The 24,736-nt window shown below is 44.1% G+C and carries 21 protein-coding genes; 16 read left to right on the plus strand and 5 right to left on the minus strand.

Features of this window, described 5'->3' with window-relative positions; translation table 11 throughout:
- Positions 1-13 precede the first annotated feature (13 nt).
- Both FJD32_RS06230 and FJD32_RS06235 read right to left on the minus strand, forming a co-directional pair.
- Entirely contained in the window at positions 14-1,156 is a 1,143-nt protein-coding gene (locus tag FJD32_RS06230) for a histidine kinase (RefSeq protein WP_140907694.1), read from the minus strand.
- Between the two features lie 604 nt (positions 1,157-1,760).
- Positions 1,761-2,483 (minus strand): YebC/PmpR family DNA-binding transcriptional regulator, encoded by a 723-nt coding sequence (locus tag FJD32_RS06235; RefSeq protein WP_037420892.1) that lies wholly within the window; start codon positions 2,481-2,483, stop codon positions 1,761-1,763.
- 383 nt (positions 2,484-2,866) lie between these two features.
- Here FJD32_RS06235 and FJD32_RS06240 point away from each other — a divergent pair, with 383 nt between their 5' ends.
- Both FJD32_RS06240 and FJD32_RS06245 read left to right on the plus strand, forming a co-directional pair.
- Positions 2,867-4,435, plus strand: coding sequence for a methyl-accepting chemotaxis protein (locus FJD32_RS06240; protein ID WP_140907695.1), 1,569 nt, complete (start codon positions 2,867-2,869; stop codon positions 4,433-4,435).
- Between the two features lie 323 nt (positions 4,436-4,758).
- Complete coding sequence (locus FJD32_RS06245; protein ID WP_037420886.1) at positions 4,759-4,983, plus strand: TIGR02922 family protein; 225 nt, start codon at positions 4,759-4,761, stop codon at positions 4,981-4,983.
- A gap of 100 nt (positions 4,984-5,083) precedes the next feature.
- Here FJD32_RS06245 and FJD32_RS06250 read toward each other — a convergent pair whose 3' ends face one another.
- Positions 5,084-5,665 (minus strand): TetR/AcrR family transcriptional regulator, encoded by a 582-nt coding sequence (locus tag FJD32_RS06250; protein WP_140907696.1) that lies wholly within the window; start codon positions 5,663-5,665, stop codon positions 5,084-5,086.
- A 129-nt stretch (positions 5,666-5,794) separates the two neighbouring features.
- On the opposite strand from FJD32_RS06250, the gene FJD32_RS06255 reads away from it, so the two are divergent.
- Positions 5,795-6,862 carry an alkene reductase gene (locus FJD32_RS06255; RefSeq protein WP_140907697.1) on the plus strand — a complete coding sequence of 356 codons (1,068 nt, stop codon included), beginning with the start codon at positions 5,795-5,797 and terminating at the stop codon, positions 6,860-6,862.
- A 79-nt stretch (positions 6,863-6,941) separates the two neighbouring features.
- Here the strand turns inward: FJD32_RS06255 and FJD32_RS06260 are convergent, their stop codons facing one another.
- Positions 6,942-9,362 (minus strand): ATP-binding protein, encoded by a 2,421-nt coding sequence (locus tag FJD32_RS06260; protein ID WP_047534842.1) that lies wholly within the window; start codon positions 9,360-9,362, stop codon positions 6,942-6,944.
- A 538-nt stretch (positions 9,363-9,900) separates the two neighbouring features.
- On the opposite strand from FJD32_RS06260, the gene FJD32_RS06265 reads away from it, so the two are divergent.
- Both FJD32_RS06265 and FJD32_RS06270 read left to right on the plus strand, forming a co-directional pair.
- Positions 9,901-12,537, plus strand: coding sequence for a bifunctional diguanylate cyclase/phosphodiesterase (locus FJD32_RS06265; protein ID WP_140907698.1), 2,637 nt, complete (start codon positions 9,901-9,903; stop codon positions 12,535-12,537).
- 128 nt (positions 12,538-12,665) lie between these two features.
- Positions 12,666-13,895 carry a DEAD/DEAH box helicase gene (locus FJD32_RS06270; RefSeq protein ID WP_140907699.1) on the plus strand — a complete coding sequence of 410 codons (1,230 nt, stop codon included), beginning with the start codon at positions 12,666-12,668 and terminating at the stop codon, positions 13,893-13,895.
- Between the two features lie 122 nt (positions 13,896-14,017).
- Here the strand turns inward: FJD32_RS06270 and FJD32_RS06275 are convergent, their stop codons facing one another.
- Entirely contained in the window at positions 14,018-14,527 is a 510-nt protein-coding gene (locus FJD32_RS06275; protein ID WP_069453302.1) for a hypothetical protein, read from the minus strand.
- A 201-nt stretch (positions 14,528-14,728) separates the two neighbouring features.
- On the opposite strand from FJD32_RS06275, the gene FJD32_RS06280 reads away from it, so the two are divergent.
- From FJD32_RS06280 to FJD32_RS06330, 11 genes are all read left to right on the plus strand, one after another.
- The gene (locus FJD32_RS06280; protein ID WP_037420865.1) at positions 14,729-15,682 is read left to right on the plus strand and encodes a DUF523 and DUF1722 domain-containing protein; all 954 of its coding nucleotides are present in this window, start codon (positions 14,729-14,731) and stop codon (positions 15,680-15,682) included.
- A gap of 120 nt (positions 15,683-15,802) precedes the next feature.
- Complete coding sequence (locus FJD32_RS06285) at positions 15,803-16,840, plus strand: MerR family transcriptional regulator (protein WP_140907700.1); 1,038 nt, start codon at positions 15,803-15,805, stop codon at positions 16,838-16,840.
- Positions 16,830-18,368: a deoxyribodipyrimidine photo-lyase gene (phrB, locus tag FJD32_RS06290; RefSeq protein WP_140907701.1), complete on the plus strand. Its 1,539-nt coding sequence runs from the start codon at positions 16,830-16,832 to the stop codon at positions 18,366-18,368. Before FJD32_RS06285 ends, phrB begins: the two co-directional genes overlap by 11 nt.
- A 44-nt stretch (positions 18,369-18,412) precedes the next feature.
- Complete coding sequence (locus FJD32_RS06295) at positions 18,413-18,859, plus strand: nuclear transport factor 2 family protein (RefSeq protein ID WP_069453299.1); 447 nt, start codon at positions 18,413-18,415, stop codon at positions 18,857-18,859.
- Positions 18,859-19,659: an SDR family NAD(P)-dependent oxidoreductase gene (locus FJD32_RS06300; RefSeq protein WP_140907702.1), complete on the plus strand. Its 801-nt coding sequence runs from the start codon at positions 18,859-18,861 to the stop codon at positions 19,657-19,659. Before FJD32_RS06295 ends, FJD32_RS06300 begins: the two co-directional genes overlap by 1 nt.
- Positions 19,656-20,906 (plus strand): FAD-dependent oxidoreductase, encoded by a 1,251-nt coding sequence (locus tag FJD32_RS06305; protein WP_140907703.1) that lies wholly within the window; start codon positions 19,656-19,658, stop codon positions 20,904-20,906. The genes FJD32_RS06300 and FJD32_RS06305 overlap by 4 nt, the downstream gene beginning before the upstream one ends.
- Positions 20,903-21,694 (plus strand): DUF1365 domain-containing protein, encoded by a 792-nt coding sequence (locus FJD32_RS06310; protein WP_140907704.1) that lies wholly within the window; start codon positions 20,903-20,905, stop codon positions 21,692-21,694. Before FJD32_RS06305 ends, FJD32_RS06310 begins: the two co-directional genes overlap by 4 nt.
- A gap of 1 nt (position 21,695) precedes the next feature.
- Positions 21,696-22,952, plus strand: coding sequence for a cyclopropane-fatty-acyl-phospholipid synthase family protein (locus tag FJD32_RS06315; RefSeq protein ID WP_140907705.1), 1,257 nt, complete (start codon positions 21,696-21,698; stop codon positions 22,950-22,952).
- Positions 22,953-22,994: 42 nt separating this feature from the next.
- Positions 22,995-23,546 (plus strand): DUF2878 domain-containing protein, encoded by a 552-nt coding sequence (locus FJD32_RS06320; RefSeq protein WP_258195941.1) that lies wholly within the window; start codon positions 22,995-22,997, stop codon positions 23,544-23,546.
- Positions 23,547-23,566: 20 nt separating this feature from the next.
- The gene (locus FJD32_RS06325) at positions 23,567-24,115 is read left to right on the plus strand and encodes a chalcone isomerase family protein (protein WP_140907707.1); all 549 of its coding nucleotides are present in this window, start codon (positions 23,567-23,569) and stop codon (positions 24,113-24,115) included.
- On the plus strand, positions 24,103-24,654 hold the full coding sequence (locus FJD32_RS06330) for a DUF3833 domain-containing protein (protein WP_037420845.1): 552 nt from the start codon (positions 24,103-24,105) through the stop codon (positions 24,652-24,654). Before FJD32_RS06325 ends, FJD32_RS06330 begins: the two co-directional genes overlap by 13 nt.
- Positions 24,655-24,736: the final 82 nt, after the last annotated feature.

Genomic DNA, 24,736 nt, shown 5'->3' on the forward strand with positions numbered 1-24,736 from the left:
GTTGGGATGTCTTTTACATTGTTGTATTTTGTGGCAGCCGGATAATAAGGCTACAACCTTGAGCATCTTCATTGGGCTGCAAACACACCTTTCCATTAAAGGCTGATAACCTTTCCTGCATGCTATTGAGCCCTATACCTGTTGAAGCGGTTTGGTTGATACCTTGACCATTATCGTTAAGTTGAATGATAAGTTCGGTTTGTTGCTGTTGCATCGACAGCGTGAACTGATTGGCCTTGCCATGGCGCACCCCATTACTGATCCCTTCCTGCAATACCAGTAATAAGGCTTGAGCCAGTTCAGTCGACTGTAGCGGCACTAATGATTTATACCGCAAGCTAACATTAGGTAAACGGCTTGCTATTGCATCAAGCGGAGGCTTTAAGTCGAGGCCAATATTAACCCGCTGCGCACGAACCACGGCGCGGATACTCTCTAATAATTCCTTGGCAAGTGATTTACTCTGATTGACTGTGGATTTGAGCTCCGTAGGTGCTTGATGACTTAATAGCTCAAGTTGCAATGATAACGCAGTGAGTTGGTGGCCGAGAATATCGTGCAAATCCCGTGAGATCCTCAACCTTTCTTGCTGCTCGCTGGTTTGACTCAGCAAGGCTCTCGTGGCGATAAGTTGTTGATTAAGATGTTCCTGTATCCGGCGAGACTCGCGCTCAGACAATCTCGCTTGACTACTACTATAGGCAAATAGCTGGAATCCCATATAAATAAGGACATTAAAAATAATACTGTTTGAGGTGTGTGAGTGCAGAATGAAGTAATAGCTAAGATTGGCTAACAGGATTTGTCCTATCGCGGCATTGCGGCTAAAGAACTCGGGTAACAGTGACGCCCATATTACGAGCAAGATGGGTAACAAGGAATGCTCACTTAACAGCATTAAGCTGAGGGTACAGCAAACAAGTACTATGGTTAAAAGCCTATTTATCTTGAGACTTTTACGAGGATGTTCGAAGATTGTCAGCAATAAAAACAATAATATAAACAATGTATAAAGTGCTATATGGCAACTTTTGTTGAGCGTGGGTAGCTTGGCTTGAATATCTTGATTAAATCCCAGCCAAGCGACAAGTGCCCAAGTGAGGGTACCCGCACCAATTAGCATCGTTTCTGCTTTGGTTAATCGATTTCCTTGCACCTATTTGCTTCCTTCAATCACAATTTATCATCCATTCTAAGGCAAGTATTCCATAAGAGACTATGTCTATCACGCAGGTAAAGTCTTAATCCGCTAAGTTATTCGAATTATTTAATTCAGTTTGCGAAGTTTTATCTGATATGTGGTTTATTAACCACGCCTAATAACGCCAGCTATATAGTAATGTCATATATTTATTTTAAATCAATTACTTAGTGAAGTAGCTCAATGTGGGCAGCGTTTTTGATAAAACCAAGCTACGTTGTTTTATTAAGCGGGAGTGGCGGTGTCGTTAGCCTATGAGGTAATGAGTTAGTGATAGTAGGAATGCAACCTTGGCATTGCGATACCAATTGCCGGATGCGGTAACGCTTTGTTACTCGCAGGTGTTAGTGGTCGGTGGGTATTGTATGGATATGGCGCTGCTTTCGGCAGTGACAACTATTTTCCATAATGATTATGGCCCATCGCGATGATGAGTCCCTCCCTGAAGCGCGGTAAGAGATCTGGCGCGTTTGGCCAAGTGTGCTGCGATTGAATTTCATGCATGATCGCAAATAAAAACGCAGCTCATTGGCTGCGTTTTTGTTAAGTACGATTTTAATTAATCTTGAATTTCTGCATTGTGATAAACGTTTTGCACGTCGTCACAATCTTCTAAAGCGGCGATAAATTTATCGAATACTGCCACATCTTCACCGGACACTGGGGTCATGGTTTGAGGCACAAAAGTGATGTTCTCGACTTCAAAGTTGATGTTAGGCATTGCATCTGTCAGTGCCGTTTTAACTTTGAAAAACTCGGTGTGTGGTGCGATAACACTGATCATGCCATCTTCCACTTCAACGTCATTCACATCGACATCGGCCATCATTAGAATTTCGAGGATGGCATCTTCATCTTCACCGGGGAAAACGAACACGGCAGATTGGTCAAACATATGGCCTACTGTACCGGGTGTACCAAGTTTGGCATCGTTTTTTACGAAGGCTTGACGTACTTCAGTAAAAGTACGTTTTACGTTATCGGTTAAGCAGTCGACGATGACCATACAGTTACCTGGGCCGAAACCTTCATAACGGGCAGTATCATAATCTTCACCGCCACCACCTTTGGCTTTATCAATAGCACGTTCAATAACGTGTGCTGGTACTTGATCTTTCTTCGCGCGTTCAATTAAACGACGGAGTGATAAGTTGCCGTCCGGCTCGACACCACCTTGTTTGGCGACTACGTAAATTTCTTTACCGTAGCGTGAGTAAAGGCGGGTTTTCTGGCCAGCTGTTTTCGCCATGGATTCTTTACGGTTTTGATATGCTCTGCCCATCTTGATCTCGTTAGCTCAAAAAAATTGCGCCGATAGTAGCAGTTTTCTTGCCGTATGTGCAGTCACTCGAGTTGGAATTCTTGTCAATAAAGCGATAAGCACCACATTTTGTCAGCTAAAAATGGCCAGAGGATTTTAGGAAGGATTTATTGGGTAATTCGGCGAAATCTATACTAATGTCTAATGCCATAAGCGCGTTAGAGCGCTGAAGATAGACTATAGGTTTTAGGATGAATAGTTCAATTTAGTCAGAAGGATAGACTCACTACGCAGTGTTTGAATTTGTCTATTCTGCTTACTGCGGCCAATCAAATAGCAATGGATAGCAAGTGAATACTCACTTCTCTCACTTTGCATGTGCGTTTTCTTGGTGAGATACAAATATGGAATTACAACATAAAATCGTCATTGCACTGAGTTTAGTCTTAGTTGTGTTTGGCAGCCTTTTACTTAATGCCATCTCCTTATCCGGTTTGACACATGCCTTGGTTTTAGGCGGGATAGTTTGTGTGTGGGTATTATGGATTGTTAAGCGTTTTTTGAGTATCAAGGCGCCAAATCCTGATGAAAATGCTCTTAGGCTCAATCGGTTAAGCTCTCCTGAGCATGATATCAGCGTCCAAACCAGTAAGATTGCAATTGGTGCAGCTGAGGTATCACATTTTATTGATTTATTGAATAAATCGATTGAGTCCAATGGTGAACATGCGAGTGCTATCGCGGTGGCTGCGGCGCAATTGAGTAATACAACCGCTTTGCTTGGGGATAATGCCAGCAGCATTTTAGTCCAAACCCAAGAGGCTGAGCGCTTGAGTGTGCAAGGCAGAACTCAAGCACAAAAGGGCGTATCTGCTATCGAATCATTAAATGCTGATATCAACACTGCTGCTCAGCAAGTGCAGGCCTTAAAGTCAAAAGCTGAACAAATTCAAAAAATCACCGAGGTCATTAATTCGGTTGCGGAACAAACAAACTTACTGGCATTAAATGCTGCTATTGAAGCGGCAAGAGCTGGAGAGCAAGGGCGAGGCTTTGCTGTGGTAGCTGATGAGGTTCGAAGCCTTGCCGGAAAAACGGCTGGAGCGACCCAAGATATCGGTAAGATGCTGCTCGAAATTCGTGCTGAAACAGACAAAAGTTCAGCGTTAATGGAACGAGTGGTTTTGCAAACTGCTGATGTTGTCGGTGCGATGGGGGAGTTGGATGGTCACTTTACTGATATCTCAACATCTGTAACTCGTTCTGCGCATGCCCTTGGAGATATGGAAGACTCCCTTAAGCAATACAATCATACCACCAATGAGATTAGTAACTCGGTAGCGCAGATCCGTGACTCGCTGACTGCAACAGGAAGACAAAGCATGACAGTTTCTGAGCAGGCGTTTACCCTATCATTAACGACAGAGGGTATATTTAAAGCACTGTCTCATTGGAATACTCAAACCTTTGATCAACAAGTGCTATTAGTCGCTAATGAAGCGGCAAAAGCTTGCGGAGAGAAACTTGCGCAAGGATTAGCTAATGGTAGTTTTACGGAAGCAGAGTTGTTTAGTCCCAAATATCAGCCAATTGCGAATACCCAGCCACAAAAATATACCACTGCATTTGACCGTTTCACCGATCAACATTTTCCCGCGATTCAAGAACCGATTTTAGCTAAGCATAGTGAGATCATTTATGCTGGAGCCGTTGATAAAAAAGGTTATTTCCCAACCCATAATAAACGCTTTAGCCAAGCATTAACCGGTAAAGTTGAGGTTGATATGGTGCACAATCGCACTAAACGCTTATTTAATGACCCAACGGGCAGCCGTTGTGGGACACATACGGATCCTGTTTTACTGCAAACCTATAAGCGAGATACCGGGGAGATTATGCATGACTTGTCAGTACCCATTTATGTTAATGGTAAACACTGGGGCGGTTTTCGAGTGGGGTTTAAAGCGAAGTAACTGTAGTTTAATATAGAATTAACGCTTTTATTTTGTAGATAAATATTCATCTGTCCTTGTTGCTTAAGTGTGATCGATTGCGCGGATTTGATTAACAAAATAGAAATAGATTGGCATCTATTTGCCGAAGTGCTTAAATGGTGTGATATTCATGGCGCGATGATGTCTTTATCTTTTGTACAAAGTTATATCGCTTTGAGTTTTTAATTTGTTGATTTTAAATGGTAAAACAAGTTTTGGGTTTTGTTTTCATAAGAGATGAATGGAGACTCTTGCCACTTTGATCGATAGCAGTAGATTCTGCTTAATGTGAGTTAAAAGTTATGCAAGCAACACAAGCGACTGTTACAGTTTTGTATTATGATGCGCCCGTTGGGTTAATTATGCACAATTCGGTGTTACAAGGTTTACCTGTTAGCGAGTCAGGTCGTGTGATGATTCCTGCAAGTTTTCGCAAAGGAAAATCCATTATTGCCGTATTAGAAGGTGAGTGTAAGATTTTGAACTCACTCGGTGAGCGTGTTTTTGCACAGGCAAATATAGGTTAAGAAAAAATATACTGGCAAAACATCATATTGAAAGGACGATAAGTTGATTTATCGTCCTTTTGCTTTATGTGTTCGGTTAAATAAGCGTCAGGTTCGACTGTTATCTGCAAACATCATCAAACAGTTTATTGGCTAATTGCTGCAATATCTCCGCCTGCGGATGAGTGTGGGCGAAGGTTCGTAAGCCATAAATTCCCATCATTAAATATTGTGCTCTCTGCTCGCTATTGAGCTGCCCTTGTAACATTCCTTGAGAAGCTGCAAATTCAAATTGTGCGGTGAGTGCGTTTTGCCATAGATGGAGATTCTGACTGATAATATGTTGAATCTCATCGTCTTGCTCGGCGATTTCATTTAACGCCTTGGTCAGTAAACAGGCTTGCTGGCTATCGCAGCTGATACATTCGACGACTACATTATCTAAGTAAGTTTTTAAATTTTTAAGCACTGGCTGGTTGTTGGAGAAGATAAGCTTGAATTGCTCGTTTCTATCCTGTTGATATTGCTCGATAGCGGCAATGAGTAATCCACGTTTATTACTAAAAGCACAGTAAATGGACCCAGGGTGTAATCCGGTGGCTTGGGTGAGATCTTGCATGCTGGTCTTGGTATATCCCTTACGCATAAAGGCCGCCATTGCCCCCCTGAGTACTTGCGCCCTATCAAACTCTGCGTTTCGCATTGCATTCTTACCTCTTACCGATACTTGCCGGAGATTCTAACTAATTTTGAACAAACATTCAAAAATGTTCTTGAATGATCATTCAAATAGTAATATCTTGAACGTACATTCAAGAATGGGGTTTAACCAATGACGATTGAAAATGCAGTGAACTCTGTAGGTAATCTATTCGACACCTATAAGCTTAATGACACGATAACCTTAAAAAACCGTATTTTGATGGCGCCATTAACGCGCTGCATGGCTGATGCCGACTTGGTTCCTACCGATGATATGGTGGCTTACTATGCACGCCGTGCTGAAGCCGGATTGATTATCTCCGAGGCCACGATTATTCGCCCTGATGCCCAAGGCTACCCAAACACTCCCGGTATTTTTACCCAAGGGCAAATTGCAGGCTGGCGCAAAGTGACTGATGCTGTGCATGCCAATGGCGGTAAGATTTTTGTGCAATTATGGCATACAGGCCGTGTTGCTCATCCACATTTCTTCGGTGGTGGTGATGTGCTGGCTCCTTCTGCCCAGAAAATTGAAGGCAGTGTGCCAAGAATGCGTGAATTGACCTATGTAACGCCAAAAGCTGCAACGGTTGAAGATATTCAGGGGCTGGTGCGTGATTATGCAAAAGCGGCTGAGAATGCGATTGAAGCCGGCTTTGATGGCGTTGAGATCCACGGTGCTAATGGTTACTTGATTGATGAATTCTTACACCATGATAGTAATCGTCGTACCGATGAATATGGTGGCACACCAGCCAATATGTCACGGTTTGCCTTAGAAGTGGTCGATGCAATTGCCGCACGTATTGGTAAAGACAGAACGGGTTTACGTATTTCCCCTGGCGCCTATTTCAATATGGCAAGCGATAGTCGTGACCGTGCGGTTTTTGATTATTTACTTCCTGAGTTAGAAAAACGCGATCTGGCCTTTGTGCATATCGGTATTTTCGATGACAGTATGGAGTTTGATTACTTAGGCGGCTCTGCATCAAGTTATGTTCGTGCACACTATGGCAAAACGCTAGTGGGTGTGGGCAGCTATAGTGCACAGACGGCGAGCAAGGCCATTGCTGAGGATAAATTTGACTTAATTGCAATTGGTCGCCCCTTTATCGCTAACCCCGATTATGTTGCTAAAGTGCGTAAAGGCGAGGAGCTGGTGGCTTATAGTGACGAGATGTTAGCAACCTTGATTTAAGGTTTAGATTGCTACGGTGGTAAAAAAGGGTTAGCTAAGCTAACCCTTTTTGCTTTTTGTATCTGTTGTTCAATCGAGACTATGAATTCGTTTTGCTGAGTGCTCTCAAAGCATTAAGTTTGTGTTGGGCAATGCCGAACACGCAATCTGATGCATAGTGCTCTGTGTGTTTACTCTCATCGGTTTGCACTATCGCAGCGGCTTTACCTAATAGCAAAGTCATCGCTTGAGTAACATGGTTAATCGCCCAAATATGGAATTCACCACGCTCAACCGCTTCCACAATATCTTGGCGTAGCATTAAGTTTGCAATATTCGACTCGGGAATAATCACTCCTTGACTCGAGGTTCTACCCTTGATTTGACACACATCGAAAAAGCCTTCAATTTTCTCATTAACCCCGCCGATAGGTTGGGCTTCGCCAAACTGATTCATTGAGCCAGTAATGGCAATATCTTGTCTTAAGGGCAACTCACTGATGGCGGAGATAATAGCGCAGCATTCGGCCATTGACGCACTATCACCATCGACACCGCTGTAGGATTGCTCGAAGGTGAGGTAAGTGGTGAGAGGAATTTGCGCGGTTTTACCTAACACAGAGGCTAAATAGGCGGTGAGGATTAAAACGCCCTTAGAATGTATTCGCCCACCCAGTTTGACTCTATGTTCGATGTCCAGCACTTCTCCTTTACCATACGCGGTCGTGGCGGTGATGCGATTAGGCAGACCAAATTGATGATCTGAAGTAGAAACAACAGATAACGCATTGATTTGACCAACGACTTTATCGTGAGTATTAATTAGTGTGGTGCCATTCACGAAGCTTTCCATGATGTTGTCATGCAGGCGGGAGACGCGTTTCTCTTGATTTTTAAGTGCCTGTTCAACATGTTGCTTTTCTATTTGTGCACTTGCTACGGCTTTTGCGCAAAAGTTAGATTCCCGTAATAGGTTGGCAATATTGGCAGAGTGCAGTGAGAGCTTTTGTTGATCCTGTGCCTCACGTGAGCTGTATTCAATGATGCGTGCGATGGCGCTACGGTCGCAGTGCAGCATGTTGTTATCGTGGACAATACTGGAAATAAATCGGGCATAATGGGCTTCGGAGTCGTCGGTTCTATCCATGACATCTTCAAAGTCGGCAGTTACCCTAAATAACTCACTGAAATCAGGATCATAATGCTGTAATAGTTGGTAGGTTTCATGGTCACCGAACAGGATAATTTTAACATCTAACGGAATCGGTTCCGGTGCTAATGAAATGGTGCCTGACAATGAGACTTCCCGCTCTAATGAACTCAGATCCAACTTGCGTGAACGCAATGCTCGCTTTAACCCATCCCAAACATAGGGGCGTTCAAGCACTTTGATGGCATCCATTAACAGCACGCCACCGTTTGCCTTATGTAAACTTCCTGGGCGGATCAATGAAAAGTCGGTAAACACTGTGCCTCTGAAGGTGGCGTTTTCAACATAACCAAACAGGCTGTGGTAGCTTGGACTTTCTTCGACCACGATGGGGAATTTCTGTTCGCCTTGGCATACAAGTACATTGACCTGATAGCGGCGGGGCATTTTCTTTTCAAGTGAAGCGTAGGCAAGGGCGAGTTGTTCTTCGCTTTCTTCAAGGAAAATATCTAAATTACTTAAGATATCTGCCTGCATCCCAGTTAAAAATGCTCTGACATCTGGTTGATGTTTGTACTTATCCTTCAAGGGTTTAAAAAAGTGGATCAACACATCCTTGGCAACTTGTTCATCATGTTCCTGCTGAGTATCACTAAATTCTTCTTCCCATTCAGTGTTTTGGCGAATAATACTCCTGAGTTTTACTTCTAGCCCATTGATATTGCTTTCGAATTGACTACGCTCGGCTTCCGTGAGGGCGCTGAAGCTGGCTTCATCATGGGGTTCATCACCATTGAGGGCGATCATTTGATAATCTCCCTGCATGGTTAAGCTCAGACTAATATTTTTTTGTTTGGCCTCTTCGCTGAGCTCTGTGAGTGCGGCTTCTTGCTTTTGTATCAGTTGGCTTTTAAGTTTTTCAGCTCTGGCATAATACATTTCATTATCAAAGGCTAAGGGTAATGCTCTTACCAGTTTGAGCATAAGTTTCTCGATGGATTTCTTAAACTCTTGCCCCGTGCCTGCGGTGAGTTTTAGCACTTTAGGGCTGCGGGTATCGTCAAAGTTGACCACATAGCACCAGTCAAATAACGCGGGTTTTATGGGATCGTGGCGATTGAGATAGCGCAGCATCATGGTTCGTTTACCGAGACCATTTTGGCCGATCGCATAGATGTTATAGCCCTTTTCTTTTATCCCCATGGCAAATTCTACCGCCTGTTGGGCACGTTCTTGGCCAACAATATCATCGAGTGGCGTGAGCTGGGCTGTAGATTGGCACTCAGTATTAAGCTGTTTAAGTTCTGACTTTCGGTAAAGCTGCTGGCTCGTTAGCGGGATGGCGGGTGTGGCTGTAGGCACGGTAGGCATAAAAATCCTTGTTTTTCTTTCTGATTATTTCCATTGTAGACAATAGGATAATGTTATTGTCAATGAAAAGACGGTAATTTCTACTTAAACAATCCTTATGCGAGGGGGCTATACCTTGGGATTCGGCCCTGTTTGTTGGCGTGAATTTTTTGCTTGCGAAACGAAGATGAAGATGTTTGATTTTTATTCAAATGTTTTATTGATAAGCTTTTATTGACGAACTCATTTTTGAGTAGCTTTGAGCCTAACCTTTATCGACAGTGAGTCTGTTGGCGATAATGGTGTTTAAATTTCGTTATCTGAAACAAACTAATCTGCTAATAACTCAAATAATTATGTATTAGTGAATGACGATGATTGAGTGTCTGCGGTAATATCTGTCAATTGAGCGTGGGATTGTACTGGTTTTGTACTTCAGCCTAGGCTCAGATTTTATTAAGACAGTGGGTGGGTATTGTTGTCGGTGTAGTGTTTTTTAGGGGGGGCGCTTGTTGTCCTTATTTAACATGGAATTGTAGAGGCTATAGTTAGCAAGCTTATGATTGATTTTGCAATTTCACAAAAGCAGTTAACAGATTGGGCAAACGACTTACAGTTAGTCGCCAATATCACTCAGTCGCATGCGGTGATTTTAACTGCGAATGCAGCGGGTGAATATCGTCAGTTAATTCAGTCTGAACGGTGCCAACTTATTGATATAGAAGCTCTTGTTCGGCATTTTAATCATAAAGCTCATTTAAACCTCTATCAACATGCGACACCTAAAGTTAATACCCCATCCACTCGCTCCGCTTCCCATTATCCCTTCAACGAATCAAGTACCTTTAGTCATCATCAGGTTAATATTCCGTTGGATGTACGTCATGCTGCTGCATTCAAGCAAGCCTTGATCCCTGATGTAAAATCAACGCCAAAATGGCGTGATACCGGACTTGGAAGCTTAATTTATTTGCCTATCATCTGGAATTCTGGAGCGCATTTCGGGGTATTTTGTTTATATCATCATACTCCTTTACAGTTAGATGATAAGGCACTGCAACTCGCTTCCCTAACGGTTAATAGCCTACAGCTTAATTTGAGTGAGTTGCACAGGGCCCAACGACTGCAAATGGCTGCCTTGCGCGGTGATGCGAAGTCGGTGGATGTTATTGACTTGCAGACCTTTATCGATAGTTTTGAAGAGCATATTTGGGTCAAAAATATCGACGGTGTTTACACCATTTGCAACCAAAGTGTTGAAAATGCGTGGGAGCTACCCCGTAGTGACATTATTGGCAAGACCGACGAAGAGTTATTTGGCAAAGCGATTGCGGATATTTTTCTTAATGGTGACAAACTTGCTATTGAGACTGGGGCGCCAATTATTGTTGCCGAATGTTTAGATGGTGAGAATCAAAATAAACACTTATGGCTAGAGACCCTTAAAATCCCCGCCTTAACGCCCGAGGGTGAACTGGCGGGCGTGATAGGCATGACCCGTAATATCTCTAAACATAAAGAAGTGGAAGAACAACTTACCCTCGCTACCAATGTCTTTAAACACTCCCTTGAAGGTGTTGTCGTGACTGATAGGCACGGTAATATTACCGATGTTAATGGTGCCTTTTACGAGATTACAGGTTACTCGCGAGAAGAGTTACTTGGGCAAAATCCACGCTTATTTAATTCCGGCCGTCACGATAAAGCTTTTTTTGAAACCATGTGGAATCATTTACTCGATGCTGGTAAGTGGAATGGTGAAATTTGGAATCGACGTAAAGATGGCACTATTTTTCCGCAAAATATCACTATTAGCGCCATCTACGATGAGGTTGGGGAGATCCGCTATTTTGTCGCAGTCTTTGCCGATATCTCCGCTCAAAAGCAGAGTGAAGCGCAACTTGCTCATTTAGCTTATTTTGACCCACTGACTCATTTGCCGAATCGCATGAAGCTGATGATGCAGCTTAAGCAAGAACTCAGACATGCGAAACGACTCAATGCCCAACTAGCGACAGTCTTTATTGATGTGGATTTGTTTAAACACATTAATGACAGTTTTGGCCATAGTATTGGCGATGAAATGCTGGTGGAACTGGCTAAACGTCTTCGCAGCCAATTACAGGAGCAAGATGTGTTGTCACGTATTGGTGGCGATGAGTTTGTGGCGCTGATTTCCGGCATTCAAGGCCATGAGGATGCTACAGCGGCAATTAACCAATTGCGCCAAGTATTTGATCTGCCTTTTGTGGTAAGCACCGGGGATCATTTACGCCTTACCGCCAGTATGGGGATTTCCCTTTACCCAAGTGATGGTAGTAATGCTGATACGCTGCTACGCAATGCCGATGCCGCCATGTATCGCGCTAAGAGTGAGGGGCGAAATAATTATGCCTTTTACACTGAATCATTGACCAAAGAATCGATCGAGCATTTAAAGTTGCAGAGTGCGCTTTATGGTGCACTTGAGCAAAATTCTCTGTATTTGATGTATCAACCGAAATTAAATTTGGTGACCCGCAAAACCGTTGGAGTTGAGGCGCTATTGCGTTGGAACGATCCGATTTTAGGACAAATTTCCCCAGGGATGTTTATTCCCGTCGCCGAGAAAATAGGCTTAATTTACGATATTGGTTTATGGGTGCTTGAAACGGCTTGCCAGCAAGGTGTGCGTTGGTTGGCTGACGGTAAACAGTTTGGCCGCATTGCGGTTAACGTCGCAGGACAGCAGTTGCAACGTGGCTCCTTTGTGGAGGACGTGAAACGTATCCTAACGCAAACAGGCTTACCTGCAACTTGCCTTGAGCTTGAAGTGACAGAAAGTGTGATGATGAATAATCCGGATGTCGCGATTCGTGATTTAAAATTGTTAGGTGATTTGGGCATTGAGCTTTCGGTCGATGATTTTGGTACGGGTTATTCATCACTGAATTATTTGAAAAAACTTCCAATTCATAAGCTTAAAATCGACCAGTCTTTCGTACGAGACATTCCCTTCGATACCAACAATACCGCGATAGCTAAAGCTGTGATTGCCCTTGGCCATGCCTTAAAATTAGATATTGTTGCGGAAGGGGTAGAAACCACCGAGCAAGCCGAGTTTTTAACTCAAAATTTTTGCGACCAAGCACAGGGATATCTCTTTAGCCGCCCACAATTACCAGCGGATGTTGAGGCCTTTTTTACCGAAGCGTAATTGTTTACCAAACCTAAGTAGTAGTGTGGCTGTGACCGATAAGCATGATATTAAAGGCGCGATCGTAAACTGGTCGCAGTCAGTCCGGTCTGCTAACATTGCGGCATGATTGTTTTTGGTGATGTTTCATGTCTTTTAGCGCGCTTTCCTTAAATACCCAATTAGTTAACACCTTAGCTGAACTTGGTTATCAACAACCCACGCCTATTCAAGTTGAAGCCATTCCCGCCATTTTAGCAAAACAGGATGTGATGGCGGGGGCTCAAACGGGGACGGGGAAAACCGCAGCCTTTGCATTACCCATTCTGCAACACTTAATCGCTGATAACGAAAACCTTAAGGCGCCAAAAGCAATCCGCGCCTTAGTTTTAGTGCCAACGAGGGAGTTGGCACTACAAGTTCAGCAAAGCTTTGTAAAATATGCGAAAGGCACAGATATTCGTGTGGGTATTGCCTACGGCGGAGTGAGTATCGAGGCGCAGCAAGCGGTGTTTAACGCCGGGATCGATGTGTTGATTGCAACCCCAGGCCGCTTGCTTGATCATTTGCGTCAGGGTGCATTCAATCTTAAGCAATTGAACACACTGGTGTTTGATGAAGCCGACCGGATGCTTGATATGGGATTTATGGATGAAATCAAAGCCGTGCTTAAGCAAGTGCCCGCTCACCGACAAACCCTGCTATTTTCCGCCACTTTGGATGATTCGATTTTTAGTTTCAGCAAAAACCTTCTGCGTAATCCCAAGCTGATTGAAGTGGCTAAACGTAATACGACCGCGGCCCAGATAGAGCAGCGAGTCTATGCGATAGATAGCGATCGTAAAACTGAGTTTGTCAGCCATTTAGTCCGTAGCAAAAATTGGCAGCAAGTGTTGATATTTAGTCGCACTAAACAGGGAGTCGATAAGCTGACCACTCAGCTCAATCAACTCGGGGTGGCAACGCAAGCTTTCCATGGCGACTTGTCCCAAGGTGCGCGGGAAAAGGTATTGCAGGAGTTTAAACAAGGACAAGTGCAAGTCTTAGTTGCCACCGATGTGGCTGCAAGAGGGCTTGATATTGTTGAGCTAGAGTATGTGATTAATTTCGAATTGCCGTTTATTGCTGAAGATTACATTCACCGTATCGGTCGTACTGGTCGCGCTGGCAGTGCCGGGGTGGCTATTACGCTTTTTAGCCAAGAGGATGCGCTACTGCTAGAAGAAGTCGAAGCCTTGCTCGATAAGCGTTTGCCACAACAATGGTATCCTGGCTTTGAACCCGATTTTAACAAAATGGTCTCCGAGCCAAGGCGCAATAGCAAAGCTGCTCAAAAACAACGGGCTAAAAAACGCGCCTTAGGTGGTAAAAAGCGCTAATTAAGGCGACAAGGTTGTTTCTGATAGCGAGCCGCCCTTTGATAGGGCGGATAATCATTTCACCAATGGCTTTGCATGATGATTAAGTTGGGCTTGTTGTGCTCGCCATACCGCTCGCGTTATTAACTAAAATACACTTCAGCCTGGTTATTGCGTTGTCGTTCTTCATTTTTCTCAGTAGCTTCTTTAATTAGCTCCACTTTTTGAGCTTGAAGTAATTCAATTTTTTTTGCTTTTTCCTCTTCGGATAAGCTGTCATCACCGGCTATTTTTGCTATCTCCGCATCTAGCTGTTTAAGCTTATCCCTATCAATGCCTGTGCGTTTATCGAGAATCGCCTGCATTGCGTCTTCTAATCTATTATGCGGCTTTTCAGTCTCTGCCGTACCGGCAATATGTTGCACATTAGCGGTGTAATGTTGTTTGGCATTAGGCGCAAGCTGACTATAGGTATCACTGGTTTCAGCATCTCGAGTCACGCCGCTAGATAGGGTGACTGTATCTTGCGGGGCTGTCATTTGAGCTCTCGGATTTTCCGCAGGGCTTGATACACCTTGCGTTTGCTGAGTTTGCAACGATTTTACTTGGTTCAACGCGATGGCCGCATAGCTATTGGGATTGATGACAGTCATTTCCTTATTTTTCCTCGTTGATTTTCACTTTCAGATGCCGCGCCAATAGGGCAAATAAATTAAGCAATATCAAGGCCAAACTCTGGCGACTTTCGTTGGATTTTTAGTAGAAAAATATTTTTATAAAAAATTGTACAAAAACTTGATCCTTGTACAAGAGTGGTCCGTAATAGTATCTAAATTGATACAAGGAATCTCATTATGTACAAGTTTAATCCGCAACGTATTCAAATAGGGATCAGTGCGTGCCTGTTAGGGGAGAAGGTACGTTTTGACGGTGGTCATAAAAATTCCTCCTATTGTAATCAAGAAATTGCCCCATTTTTTGATTATGTTCCTATCTGCCCAGAAATGGCGATTGGCCTAGGCGCACCTCGTAAAAGTATTCGTTTAGTACGCGATGGTGAACAAATACGGGTACAGAGCGCGGATGGAAGTTTAGATGTCACCGAAAAACTCAATGATTTCAGTGAGCGCAAAGTAGAAGAGTTAGATTTTTTAGGCGGTTATCTACTATGTGCTAAATCCCCAACCTGCGGTATGGAACGTGTGACAGAGTACAAGATTGGCACCAATAACGGCTCTAAATCCGGTATTGGCGTATTTGCCCGCAAATTAATGGAGCGTTATCCCCATTTACCGGTTGAAGAAGAAGGGCGTTTGCACGATATGGTGCTGCGGGAAAACTTTTTTACTCGGGTCTACGCCTATCACGACTGGCATACAATGCGTCACGAGGGGCTGACTAAGCATAAGTTAGTGAAGTTTCACTCCCGTTATAAGTACTTATTAATGGCCCACAGTCCTAAATGGTATCGCGAGCTTGGACCGATTGTGGCCAATATTGAGGATATTGAAGCGACCGCTGACCGCTATTTTACAGGCTTTATGACCGCCTTAAAAATCAATGCGACCCGTAGAAATCATACCAGCACCTTGCAGCATATTCAGGGCTATTTTAAAAAGCACTTAACTAAGGAGCAAAAACAAGAACTATCTGAAATGATTATGAAATATCGTCAAGGACTCTTGCCTCTGTTAGTGCCTATCACCTTGATTAACCATTACTTAAGACAATTCCCAACGCCATATATTGAAGATCAAGTGTACTTAAATCCCCATCCGGAGGAGTTAAAACTGCGTTATGCCTACTAGGTTTTTGCTGATATGTGCGTTTGATAAAAATGGCTTAGCAGATACAAACCACGATTGGCGAAATGGTTTAGCACAACATGCTTAGGCCAACCAATCTGATTCATGAGTTAAGAGACAAAAATGGAAGATCATAATTTAGAGCTTGTAGCTGATAATCCCAGCAGTAGCGAATTACTGCCGATCGGTGAGGTGTCGCGGCTTACTGGCGTTAATGCGGTGACATTAAGGGCATGGCAGCGGCGTTTTGGGCTTGTTATCCCTGAGCGTACTCCCAAGGGGCACAGGCTGTATTCTGCCGAAAATATTCAACAAATCCATGAGATTAATGCATGGTTAGCAAAAGGCGTTGCCATCAGTAAGGTAAAGCCATTATTGATGAGTTCGGCTAAAGCGATAGATGTCGCGAGTGTGCAATCTCAATCGTCTGATTTTTGGCATGAGCAGATATTGGCGTTAAACACTGCATTTTTTGAGTTAGATCAGCTCAAGTTTCACCAAATCTTAGATGAAGCCTTGGGCTTATATCCATTTCAATTGGTTAAACAAAAACTGCTACAAGCTTGGTTTGCACAATTAATGCCTTTATTGGAGCCGCGTTTAGATGTGGAGCTGCTGCTTGCTTGGTTAGACAGTGAGTTAGCTAGCCGTATCGGTGGGCGTTTAAGCGTAGCGGGGCTAGCAAGCTCGCCCCAGATTGCGTTAGTGCGTTTGCCTTATGTTACATCGCAAAAAAATACAGAGCCTACGCTTGCGCCCAGTTCAAGCCTTACTAACCGTTTGTATTGCCTTGCACTATTACTGGAACTTGCCGATTTAAGAGTCTCAGTGGTCAACTTAGGCGTGCAACATGTCAGCAGTCTTGGGCTAATCAATAACAGGCTTAAGGTTGATGCGTTAGTGTTATTGCCAGAGGCGAATCACTCACTATCAAAGCAGACAGAGCTGCAAATGTTGCTGGAGACTAAGTCTCTTGCTTGCTATCTCGTTGGCCCTTTCGCGCCGACATTAACCACTTTATCGGACTATATCGCCCCTAGTGTTACAGAGATCATTAGGCAAATAACGGCCGCAAAGCAGCAACATAAAAAACAGTATCGTAGACAGAAAAGCCAGGCTAACGCCGCACTGATTGAAGGAGAGATCGCCGATGAGCATTAATCAATGCGGTTTGGAGAAACAGGCGTTAATGTGGTTTCGCCAAGATCTGCGCCTTACTGATAATCAAGCGTTTACGGCCGCCTGTGATTGGGTAAGGCAACATCATGCCACCAAGCTTAAAGCGATTTACATTGCCACCCCAAGCCAATGGCGTCGCCATGATATCGCGCCAATTCAACTCGACTTTATTCAGCGGCATGTGAACCTACTGGCCCAAGGACTGGCGAGTTTAGGGGTTGAATTTGAACTCATTCAACTTGATAGCTTTAAAGATATTCCCGCATTTTTAACGGGTTATTGTGAAGAGCATAGTATTGGACGGGTATTTGCAGGACGAGAACCTGAGATCAATGAGCAAAAGCGCGATCAAGCTTGTATTGAGGCGGGGATTCCTTTGGTGCTTAGTGATGAACATTGCTTATTACCACCGGGAACGGTGCTTAATTTAAGCGGTGACATGTATCGGGTGTTTACTCCTTTTAGCCGCAAGTGGCGAGAGGTTGCCGCAAAGCAGCCTATTGTGCCGCTGGGTGTGCCAGCACCGCTTGGTCCTATCTTGCCAGAGCCTAAGCCATTATTTTTTAAAAATATCGGCTTTGCTGATTCTCCGACTAACAAGGGCACTACGCCATCAGAAACAGGTTTAAATCAAACCATATCAACCCCGCTTATCTCGAGTGAACAGTGGGCGGCAGGTGAGGGGCAAGCCAAGCGGCTGCTTAATCAATTTATTCAGCAAAAAGTGCAAGACTATAAGCAAGATAGAGATTTCCCCGCCATTGATGGCACCAGTGTTATCTCCCCTTATCTGGCGATTGGTGTGCTCAGCCCAAGGCAATGTGTCGCGGCGCTTTTACAACGTTTCCCTGAGGTAATGGTTGATGACACTAGCCCTGGGCGTACATGGCTAAATGAGCTGATTTGGCGGGAGTTCTACCGTCATTTGCTGGTGGCTTTTCCTGATTTATCCAAGGGACACAATTTTAATCGCCAAGCCGATCATGTGTCGTGGCGCAACAATCACGATGAGTTTTTAGCTTGGTGCGAGGGCAAAACCGGCTATCCGATAGTGGATGCAGCTATGCGCCAACTTAATCAAACCGGCTGGATGCACAATCGTCTGCGCATGGTGGTGGCGAGCTTTTTAACCAAACATCTGCTCATTGATTGGCGTTGGGGCGAGCGGTATTTCCGCCAGCATCTTATCGACGGCGATCTGGCGGCTAACAACGGCGGTTGGCAGTGGTCGGCAGGATGCGGTTGTGATGCGCAGCCGTATTTTCGGATTTTTAATCCTATGAGCCAGAGCGAAAAGTTTGATCCAGATGGCCGCTTTATTCGTAAGTACTTACCAGAACTCGCATCTTGGGGCGTTAAGCGATTGCATCAACCGAATCAGCAAAAAATGCCTTCGTTGTTTGAAGCACCGTTATTTGCATCGCAAGCGGATTATCCCTATGCGATTGTTGAGCACAATGCGGCAAGAGCAAGAGCGCTGACGGTACTGGGTGTGCTGAAAAAGGCTTAGACCACAAGTTCAACCTTAATACTTATCCCTTAGGGAGTGTCTGGATGATAAACCAAGCGAAGATTGAGCATAGCGGATTAGTAGATGATTTTATCAGCCTCTATCAAGCGTTAAATAAGGATAATCTGCATCTACTTGCAGAGGTCTATGATGACAATATTTGTTTTATCGATCCTATGCATCAAGTGAATGGCTTAAACGCGTTGACACAGTATTTTGCCAAGCTTTATCAAAATATTGGCTATATTCATTTTGAAATCAAAGAAGTATTACAGGATAACACTCAAGCATCGCTGTTTTGGCAAATGCAATATCGTCATCCTAAGCTCAATAAAGGAGAGATAGTTCAGGTTGATGGGATGAGCCAGCTTAAGTTTCATCAGCGCATTTATTTTCATCGGGACTATTTCGACCTCGGGCAAATGCTGTATGAACATTTGCCTTGTATGGGCGGACTTATTCGCTTGCTTAAAGATAGGGCTGCTAAGTAATGACCTCATTGCTCACAAAAAAAATCAATACAGTGCTGATAACTGGGGCAAGTTCAGGTATCGGTTTGCAGTTAGCAAAGGATTATTTGGCCTTAGGTTGGCATGTGATTGCCTGTGGCCGTGACGCCTCAAAACTTGATTTGTTGGCGCAGAAGGAACTGATAGGCGCCACTTGCTTGAGTTTTGATATTAGCGATCGTGTTCAAGTCCAGCAGGCTGCTACTGAGCTAGGTGATATGCTCTCGAGCAGTGAATGTCTATTGGATATCGTGATCCTCAACGCCGGTAGTTGTGAGTATATCGACGATGCAAAACATTTTGATGATCAGCTCTTTGAGCGAGTCATACACACTAACTTGATTGCGATGGGCTACTGTTTAGGGGCATTTTTGCCTCTAATGCCAAAAGGATCGAAATTAGCCTTGATGAGTTCCAGCGCGATTTATTTACCCTTTCCCCGAGCCGAGGCTTACGGCGCATCTAAAGCGGGCGTTAAGTATTTGGCTGCGAGTCTGTCACTCGATGTTGCGCAAGATGATATTGGTGTCAGCGTGATTTGCCCTGGATTTGTAGCAACCCCCTTAACCGCCAAAAATGACTTTGCCATGCCAATGCAAATTGATGTGCATGAAGCTTCGTTGGCGATTCGTGTTGGTATCGAACGCGGCGACGCAGAGATCCATTTTCCAAAACGATTTACTTATTTGTTGAAATTGATGTCATTTTTACCAGCATTTGTATGGCAAAAAATGATCCAAAGAGATAGCCAAGCAAAAGCGCTAAAGGACACCGGAAGATGAAAAATATTGCCATTGTAGGTACTGGGATTTCAGGGCTGACCTGCGCTCATCTATTGAGCCAGTCACACAAAGTGACTGTATTTGAGGCTAATGATTATATCGGTGGTCACACTGCCACTGTGGATGTGGATTATCAAGGTAAAACCTATGCGATAGATACTGGGTTTATCGTATTTAACGATAGAACTTATCCCCGTTTTGAGCGGCTGTTAGCCCGCCTTAATGTCAGTATTTTGCCGACAGAGATGAGTTTTAGCGTGCACAATGCGCTCACTGGGCTTGAATACAATGGCCATCATTTTGCGAGTTTGTTTGCCCAAAAGCGTAACCTCCTGAATCCGCGCTTTTGGGCCTTTTTAAATGAAATTGTTCGATTTAATAAAAGCTGTAAAGCCATTTATCAGCTGGACCAATATCCTGATGCTAATTTAGGGGATTTCCTCGACAGAGAGCGCTTTTCAGCTTTTTTTGCTGAGCATTATATTTTGCCAATGGGCGCGGCGATTTGGTCATCGAGCATTGAAGATATGCGGGCTTTTTCGCTGCGCTTTTTTATCCGTTTCTTCGAGCATCATGGACTGTTAAATGTGACGGACAGACCACAATGGTATGTGCTTAAGGGCGGTTCACGCAGTTATATTCCTGAATTAATTGCACCATTTAAAGATAATCTCCATTTAAACAGCCCAGTTAGTGCCATCGAACGCCATGATGATTGCGTCAAGCTTCAGGTTAATGGCGAGTGGCATGTGTTCGATGAAGTGATTCTAGCTTGCCATAGCGATCAAGCGCTTGGAATGCTAAGCGATGCAACCTCCGCTGAAAAAGCTATTTTAGGCGACTTACAGTATCAAAATAATGAAGTGGTGCTGCACACGGATACCCGCATTTTACCTAAGCGTAAAGCGGCTTGGGCAAGTTGGAATTATCGCTTAGATGGCGATAAAAAACGCCCTGCATCAGTGACATATAATATGAATATCCTGCAGCGCCTACCTAGCGACGCGCCAACGTTTTGTGTGACGCTTAATCAGAGTGAGCTCATTGATGAGTCGAAAATTCTGCGTCGTTTCAACTATGCTCATCCAGTCTTTAACGAACGTAGTTTACAGGCACAGGCAAGGCGGGAGGAGATTTCTGGCAAAAACCGCACCCATTTTGCAGGGGCCTATTGGCACAATGGTTTCCATGAAGATGGTGTACGTAGTGCGTTAGATGTTTGCGACCATTTTGGGATCAGCCTATGAGTGAGCTCAATAGTGGTATTTACTACGGCACAGTGACGCATAGTCGCTTTACCCCAATAAAACATCACTTTAGCTACCAAATGGCGTTGCTGGCGATTGATTTGGATGAAGTTGATTCTATCAGTCGTATGGGGCGGATATTTGCTAGTCAGCGCCGCGCCTTGCTGAGATTTAATCCTGCGGACTATCTCACTACGTTTACCTCAAAGGACAATCTTAACCGCAAACTCGATATAGAGGAGCCGAGTGCTTCAGCCCTCAAGAGCCGAGTGTTGAAGCAAGTGGCAGAATTGGGCGGTGAAGAGCGATGTAATCGAGTGCTATTTGTTGGGCAAATTCGGCATTTTGGCGTGTATTTTAGTCCGGTAAATTTCTATTTTTGTTATAAAAATCAACAGTCTTTATACATGCTTGCCGAAGTGAGTAACACCCCGTGGGATCAGCGCCACTGCTATTTAGTGGATTTATCGGCTCCTGAAACAACGGATAAAGTGTTCCATGTTTCGCCTTTTATGAATCTTGATATGCGCTACCAGTGGCATGTGGCCCCCCCCACTGAACGCTTAAATATTGGTATTGAAAATCTGCCGAATCATTCAGGCAAGCGTTTATTTAATGCAACGCTTTCGATGACTCGCCAAGACATTAATGCCACATCACTTAGGACGCTGTTGTTTCGCTTCCCTTTTATGACGTTGAAAATTTTCGGTGGGATTTACTGGCAGGCGTTAAAGCTGTTCTACAAACGAGTGCCTTTTGTGCCACATCCTGCTCAAATGGAGAAATAATATGGAAAACACTGCATCGCAATCTTCAGTTGTTACGGCAAAATTGCCTGACAGTCTTGCCCGTAAGCTACTGCTCAAGGCCTTAGAAAATCTCCCTAACGGATGTTTAACCTTAGTCGAGGGGGATAAAAGCTATCGTTTTGGTGAGCACCACAGTGAGCTACATGCAACGCTAGTCGTGAAGCATCCGAGCTTTTATCGTCAAGTGATGTTTTCAGGCTCCATCGGTGCAGGTGAGGGGTATATTCAAGGCCATTGGACCAGCCCTGACTTAACCAAAGTCGTGCAACTTTTTGCTCGAAATTTGCCGTTGCTTGACCAGATTGAAGCTAAATTTAGTTGGCTTACTGGCTCGATTAATCGCTTTAAGCACTTGCTTAACCGTAATTCTCAACAGGGCTCTAAGCGTAATATTCTTGCCCATTACGATTTGGGCAATGCGTTGTATGAGCAGTTTTTAGACCGTGAAATGCTGTATTCCAGTGCCCTGTATCCCCATAGCGAGGCAAGCCTTGCTGATGCGCAGCTACATAAGCTCAAAACCATTTGTGAACGGCTCGATTTAAAGCCGGGGCAAACCCTATTAGAAATCGGTACTGGTTGGGGCGCTTTGGCGATTTATGCAGCTAAACATTATGGCGTGCACGTTACGACCACCACCATCTCCGATGCTCAATATACCTATGCTAAAGCGCGGGTCGAACGTGAAGGGCTAAGCGATAGTGTTACCTTACTGACCGAGGATTATCGAAATCTTAGCGGTCAATACGATAGATTGGTGTCTATCGAGATGATTGAAGCCGTAGGTCATGAATATTTGCCTGGATTCTTTAAAAAGCTGGAATCATTGCTCAAACCTGAAGGACGGATGTTATTACAGGCAATCACTATTTCAGATCAGCGTTACGATAGCTATCGTAAAAGCGTTGATTTTATTCAGCGATATATTTTCCCTGGCGGCTGTTTGCCTTCGGTTCATCAAATGGTTGGCCATTTGGCGAAGCGCACCGATATGCAGGTCTTGTCGATTGATGACATGGGCTTAGATTACGCCAAAACCTTAAAGGATTGGCACGACAACTTTGATCGTTCCGTCGCCCAAATCCAAGCCCTTGGTTATGGTGAAGATTTTATTCGCATGTGGAAGTTTTACCTCAGTTACTGCGAAGGCGGATTTTTAGAGCGCACCACAAGCACTGTGCATTTAGTGGCTGTACGTCCCGGGTATCGTTTACCTAATACGATTAACCGTAGTTAACGTCGCGCAGAGATGCTCCCTATGGTCAGATACATTCAAAATATGTCTAAGCTTCAAGGGGTTATTATCTACAACGCCTTGAGCTTTCAGTGTGTTTGGTGGAGTAGCATCTTATGGGGTAATCGAGTGTTGTTACTCAATATCTCATTGTTATTGATTCATTTTTTACTGTTGACTTTGGTTGAAAACCGACAAGCAGTGCTTCGGGACTTCAGTACCATGATTAAGGTGGGATTGCAGGGTATCGTGATTGATACCTTGCTCACTTTGTTCGGGGTATTTGAGTTTACCGTTTTACCTTGGTGGCTCGCTTGTCTATGGCTGCATTTTGCCTTGAGCCTGCACCATAGCCTCATTTTTATGCGTGCTTTACCTATTATTTTGCAGGTTATATTGGGTGGTGTTTTTGGCAGTCTTAGCTACATTGCGGGCGCGCAATTTAATGCGGTGACGCTTCCTTTTGGCGAAAGTATTTCTATGATTATCCTTGCTGTTGTTTGGACTATCTTATTGCCGCTGTTTATCAAAATATCCCGTAGTTATAGGCAGATAAGGCGTTATGGGCTAGAACATCGTCGCTTGTGCGATCGTTAATTTTCAAGTGGAGGAATCGGATGTCTATGCTATCGACTAAAACGTATCTTAGCGCCATCTTTGGGTTGTTACTCCTTTTTCCTGGATATGCAAATTCAACCGCTACGGTCGATAACTCGGTGACCCAGGATCTTGTTGAGGTTGGGCGCGGCGAAATGGATTGGCTGTGGTTCAACTTATATAAAGCTCGTCTGATGACGCCAACCGGTCAGTATCAGCAGGGGGAGTATCCGCAACTGTTAGATATTGAATATTATCGTGATATTGATGCTGCAGATTTACTGGAAGCCACAGCCGACCAATGGCGACATCTAGGTTATGCCGATAGTGATATTGGTCGCTGGCTTAATTTACTAAAAGGTATTTGGCCTGATGTCACGCCAGGTGATCATTTAAGTTTTAAGATTATCGATGCAAACCAGAGTCAATTTTATTTTAATCAACAACCCCTCGGGCTTATCCAAGAACCACAATTTGCACAGGCTTTTTTAGCGATTTGGTTATCGACTAAAACCAGTCGTCCAAGTTTACGAGCGCAATTACTAGGAGAAAAATCATGCGATTGTTAAAGTTAAATTGGACTAAAAATGTCATCTTAAGTTTATTGATGCTCAGCCTGTTATCTAGTTGTTCCTCGGTTGAAGTAGCTGATTATCAAGGTACAAATCCACCATTAGTATTGGAAAAATTCTTTAATGGCCCGCTTAAGGCATCGGGCATCGTTGAGGATTTTAGTGGCAAAGTGATCCGTAAATTCAATGTCACTATGGAGGCGAGTTGGCAAGGGAACGAAGGTGTTATCGATGAATGGTTTGTCTATGATGACGGTGAAACCCAAACCCGTATCTGGCGTATAACCTCCCTAGGTGATGGACAGTATACCGGCACGGCAGGCGATATTATTGGTACTGCAGTAGGTGAGGCGAGGGGAAGCGCGCTGCGCTGGCGCTACGATATGTTATTGCCTGTTGATGGTGATGAATACCAAGTGCATTTTGATGATTGGATGTTTTTAGTTAATGACAATACCATCATCAATAAAAGCGACATTATTAAGTGGGGGGTTACCGTTGCTAAGGTGACTTTAGTGATCCAAAAGCTAGATTAAGCGGCTTGCTGCCATGGTTAACGGTATGGCTTGGCTAATAATCGCTCTCTGACTGCTCTAGACTGGCTCAAAGCAATCTATC

This window comes from Shewanella sp. LC6, assembly GCF_006385735.2.
Taxonomy (GTDB): Bacteria; Pseudomonadota; Gammaproteobacteria; order Enterobacterales; family Shewanellaceae; genus Shewanella; species Shewanella xiamenensis.

What these genes read in the sequence shown, in the direction of transcription:
- FJD32_RS06235 (WP_037420892.1), bottom strand. Translation starts at nt 2,483, where the DNA reads ATGGGCAGAGCATATCAAAACCGTAAAGAATCCATGGCGAAAACAGCT.
- FJD32_RS06240 (WP_140907695.1), top strand. Translation starts at nt 2,867, where the DNA reads ATGGAATTACAACATAAAATCGTCATTGCACTGAGTTTAGTCTTAGTT.
- FJD32_RS06245 (WP_037420886.1), top strand. Translation starts at nt 4,759, where the DNA reads ATGCAAGCAACACAAGCGACTGTTACAGTTTTGTATTATGATGCGCCC.
- FJD32_RS06250 (WP_140907696.1), bottom strand. Translation starts at nt 5,665, where the DNA reads ATGCGAAACGCAGAGTTTGATAGGGCGCAAGTACTCAGGGGGGCAATG.
- FJD32_RS06255 (WP_140907697.1), top strand. Translation starts at nt 5,795, where the DNA reads ATGACGATTGAAAATGCAGTGAACTCTGTAGGTAATCTATTCGACACC.
- FJD32_RS06260 (WP_047534842.1), bottom strand. Translation starts at nt 9,362, where the DNA reads ATGCCTACCGTGCCTACAGCCACACCCGCCATCCCGCTAACGAGCCAG.
- FJD32_RS06265 (WP_140907698.1), top strand. Translation starts at nt 9,901, where the DNA reads ATGATTGATTTTGCAATTTCACAAAAGCAGTTAACAGATTGGGCAAAC.
- FJD32_RS06270 (WP_140907699.1), top strand. Translation starts at nt 12,666, where the DNA reads ATGTCTTTTAGCGCGCTTTCCTTAAATACCCAATTAGTTAACACCTTA.
- FJD32_RS06275 (WP_069453302.1), bottom strand. Translation starts at nt 14,527, where the DNA reads ATGACTGTCATCAATCCCAATAGCTATGCGGCCATCGCGTTGAACCAA.
- FJD32_RS06280 (WP_037420865.1), top strand. Translation starts at nt 14,729, where the DNA reads ATGTACAAGTTTAATCCGCAACGTATTCAAATAGGGATCAGTGCGTGC.
- FJD32_RS06285 (WP_140907700.1), top strand. Translation starts at nt 15,803, where the DNA reads ATGGAAGATCATAATTTAGAGCTTGTAGCTGATAATCCCAGCAGTAGC.
- phrB (WP_140907701.1), top strand. Translation starts at nt 16,830, where the DNA reads ATGAGCATTAATCAATGCGGTTTGGAGAAACAGGCGTTAATGTGGTTT.
- FJD32_RS06295 (WP_069453299.1), top strand. Translation starts at nt 18,413, where the DNA reads ATGATAAACCAAGCGAAGATTGAGCATAGCGGATTAGTAGATGATTTT.
- FJD32_RS06300 (WP_140907702.1), top strand. Translation starts at nt 18,859, where the DNA reads ATGACCTCATTGCTCACAAAAAAAATCAATACAGTGCTGATAACTGGG.
- FJD32_RS06305 (WP_140907703.1), top strand. Translation starts at nt 19,656, where the DNA reads ATGAAAAATATTGCCATTGTAGGTACTGGGATTTCAGGGCTGACCTGC.
- FJD32_RS06310 (WP_140907704.1), top strand. Translation starts at nt 20,903, where the DNA reads ATGAGTGAGCTCAATAGTGGTATTTACTACGGCACAGTGACGCATAGT.
- FJD32_RS06315 (WP_140907705.1), top strand. Translation starts at nt 21,696, where the DNA reads ATGGAAAACACTGCATCGCAATCTTCAGTTGTTACGGCAAAATTGCCT.
- FJD32_RS06320 (WP_258195941.1), top strand. Translation starts at nt 22,995, where the DNA reads ATGTCTAAGCTTCAAGGGGTTATTATCTACAACGCCTTGAGCTTTCAG.
- FJD32_RS06325 (WP_140907707.1), top strand. Translation starts at nt 23,567, where the DNA reads ATGTCTATGCTATCGACTAAAACGTATCTTAGCGCCATCTTTGGGTTG.
- FJD32_RS06330 (WP_037420845.1), top strand. Translation starts at nt 24,103, where the DNA reads ATGCGATTGTTAAAGTTAAATTGGACTAAAAATGTCATCTTAAGTTTA.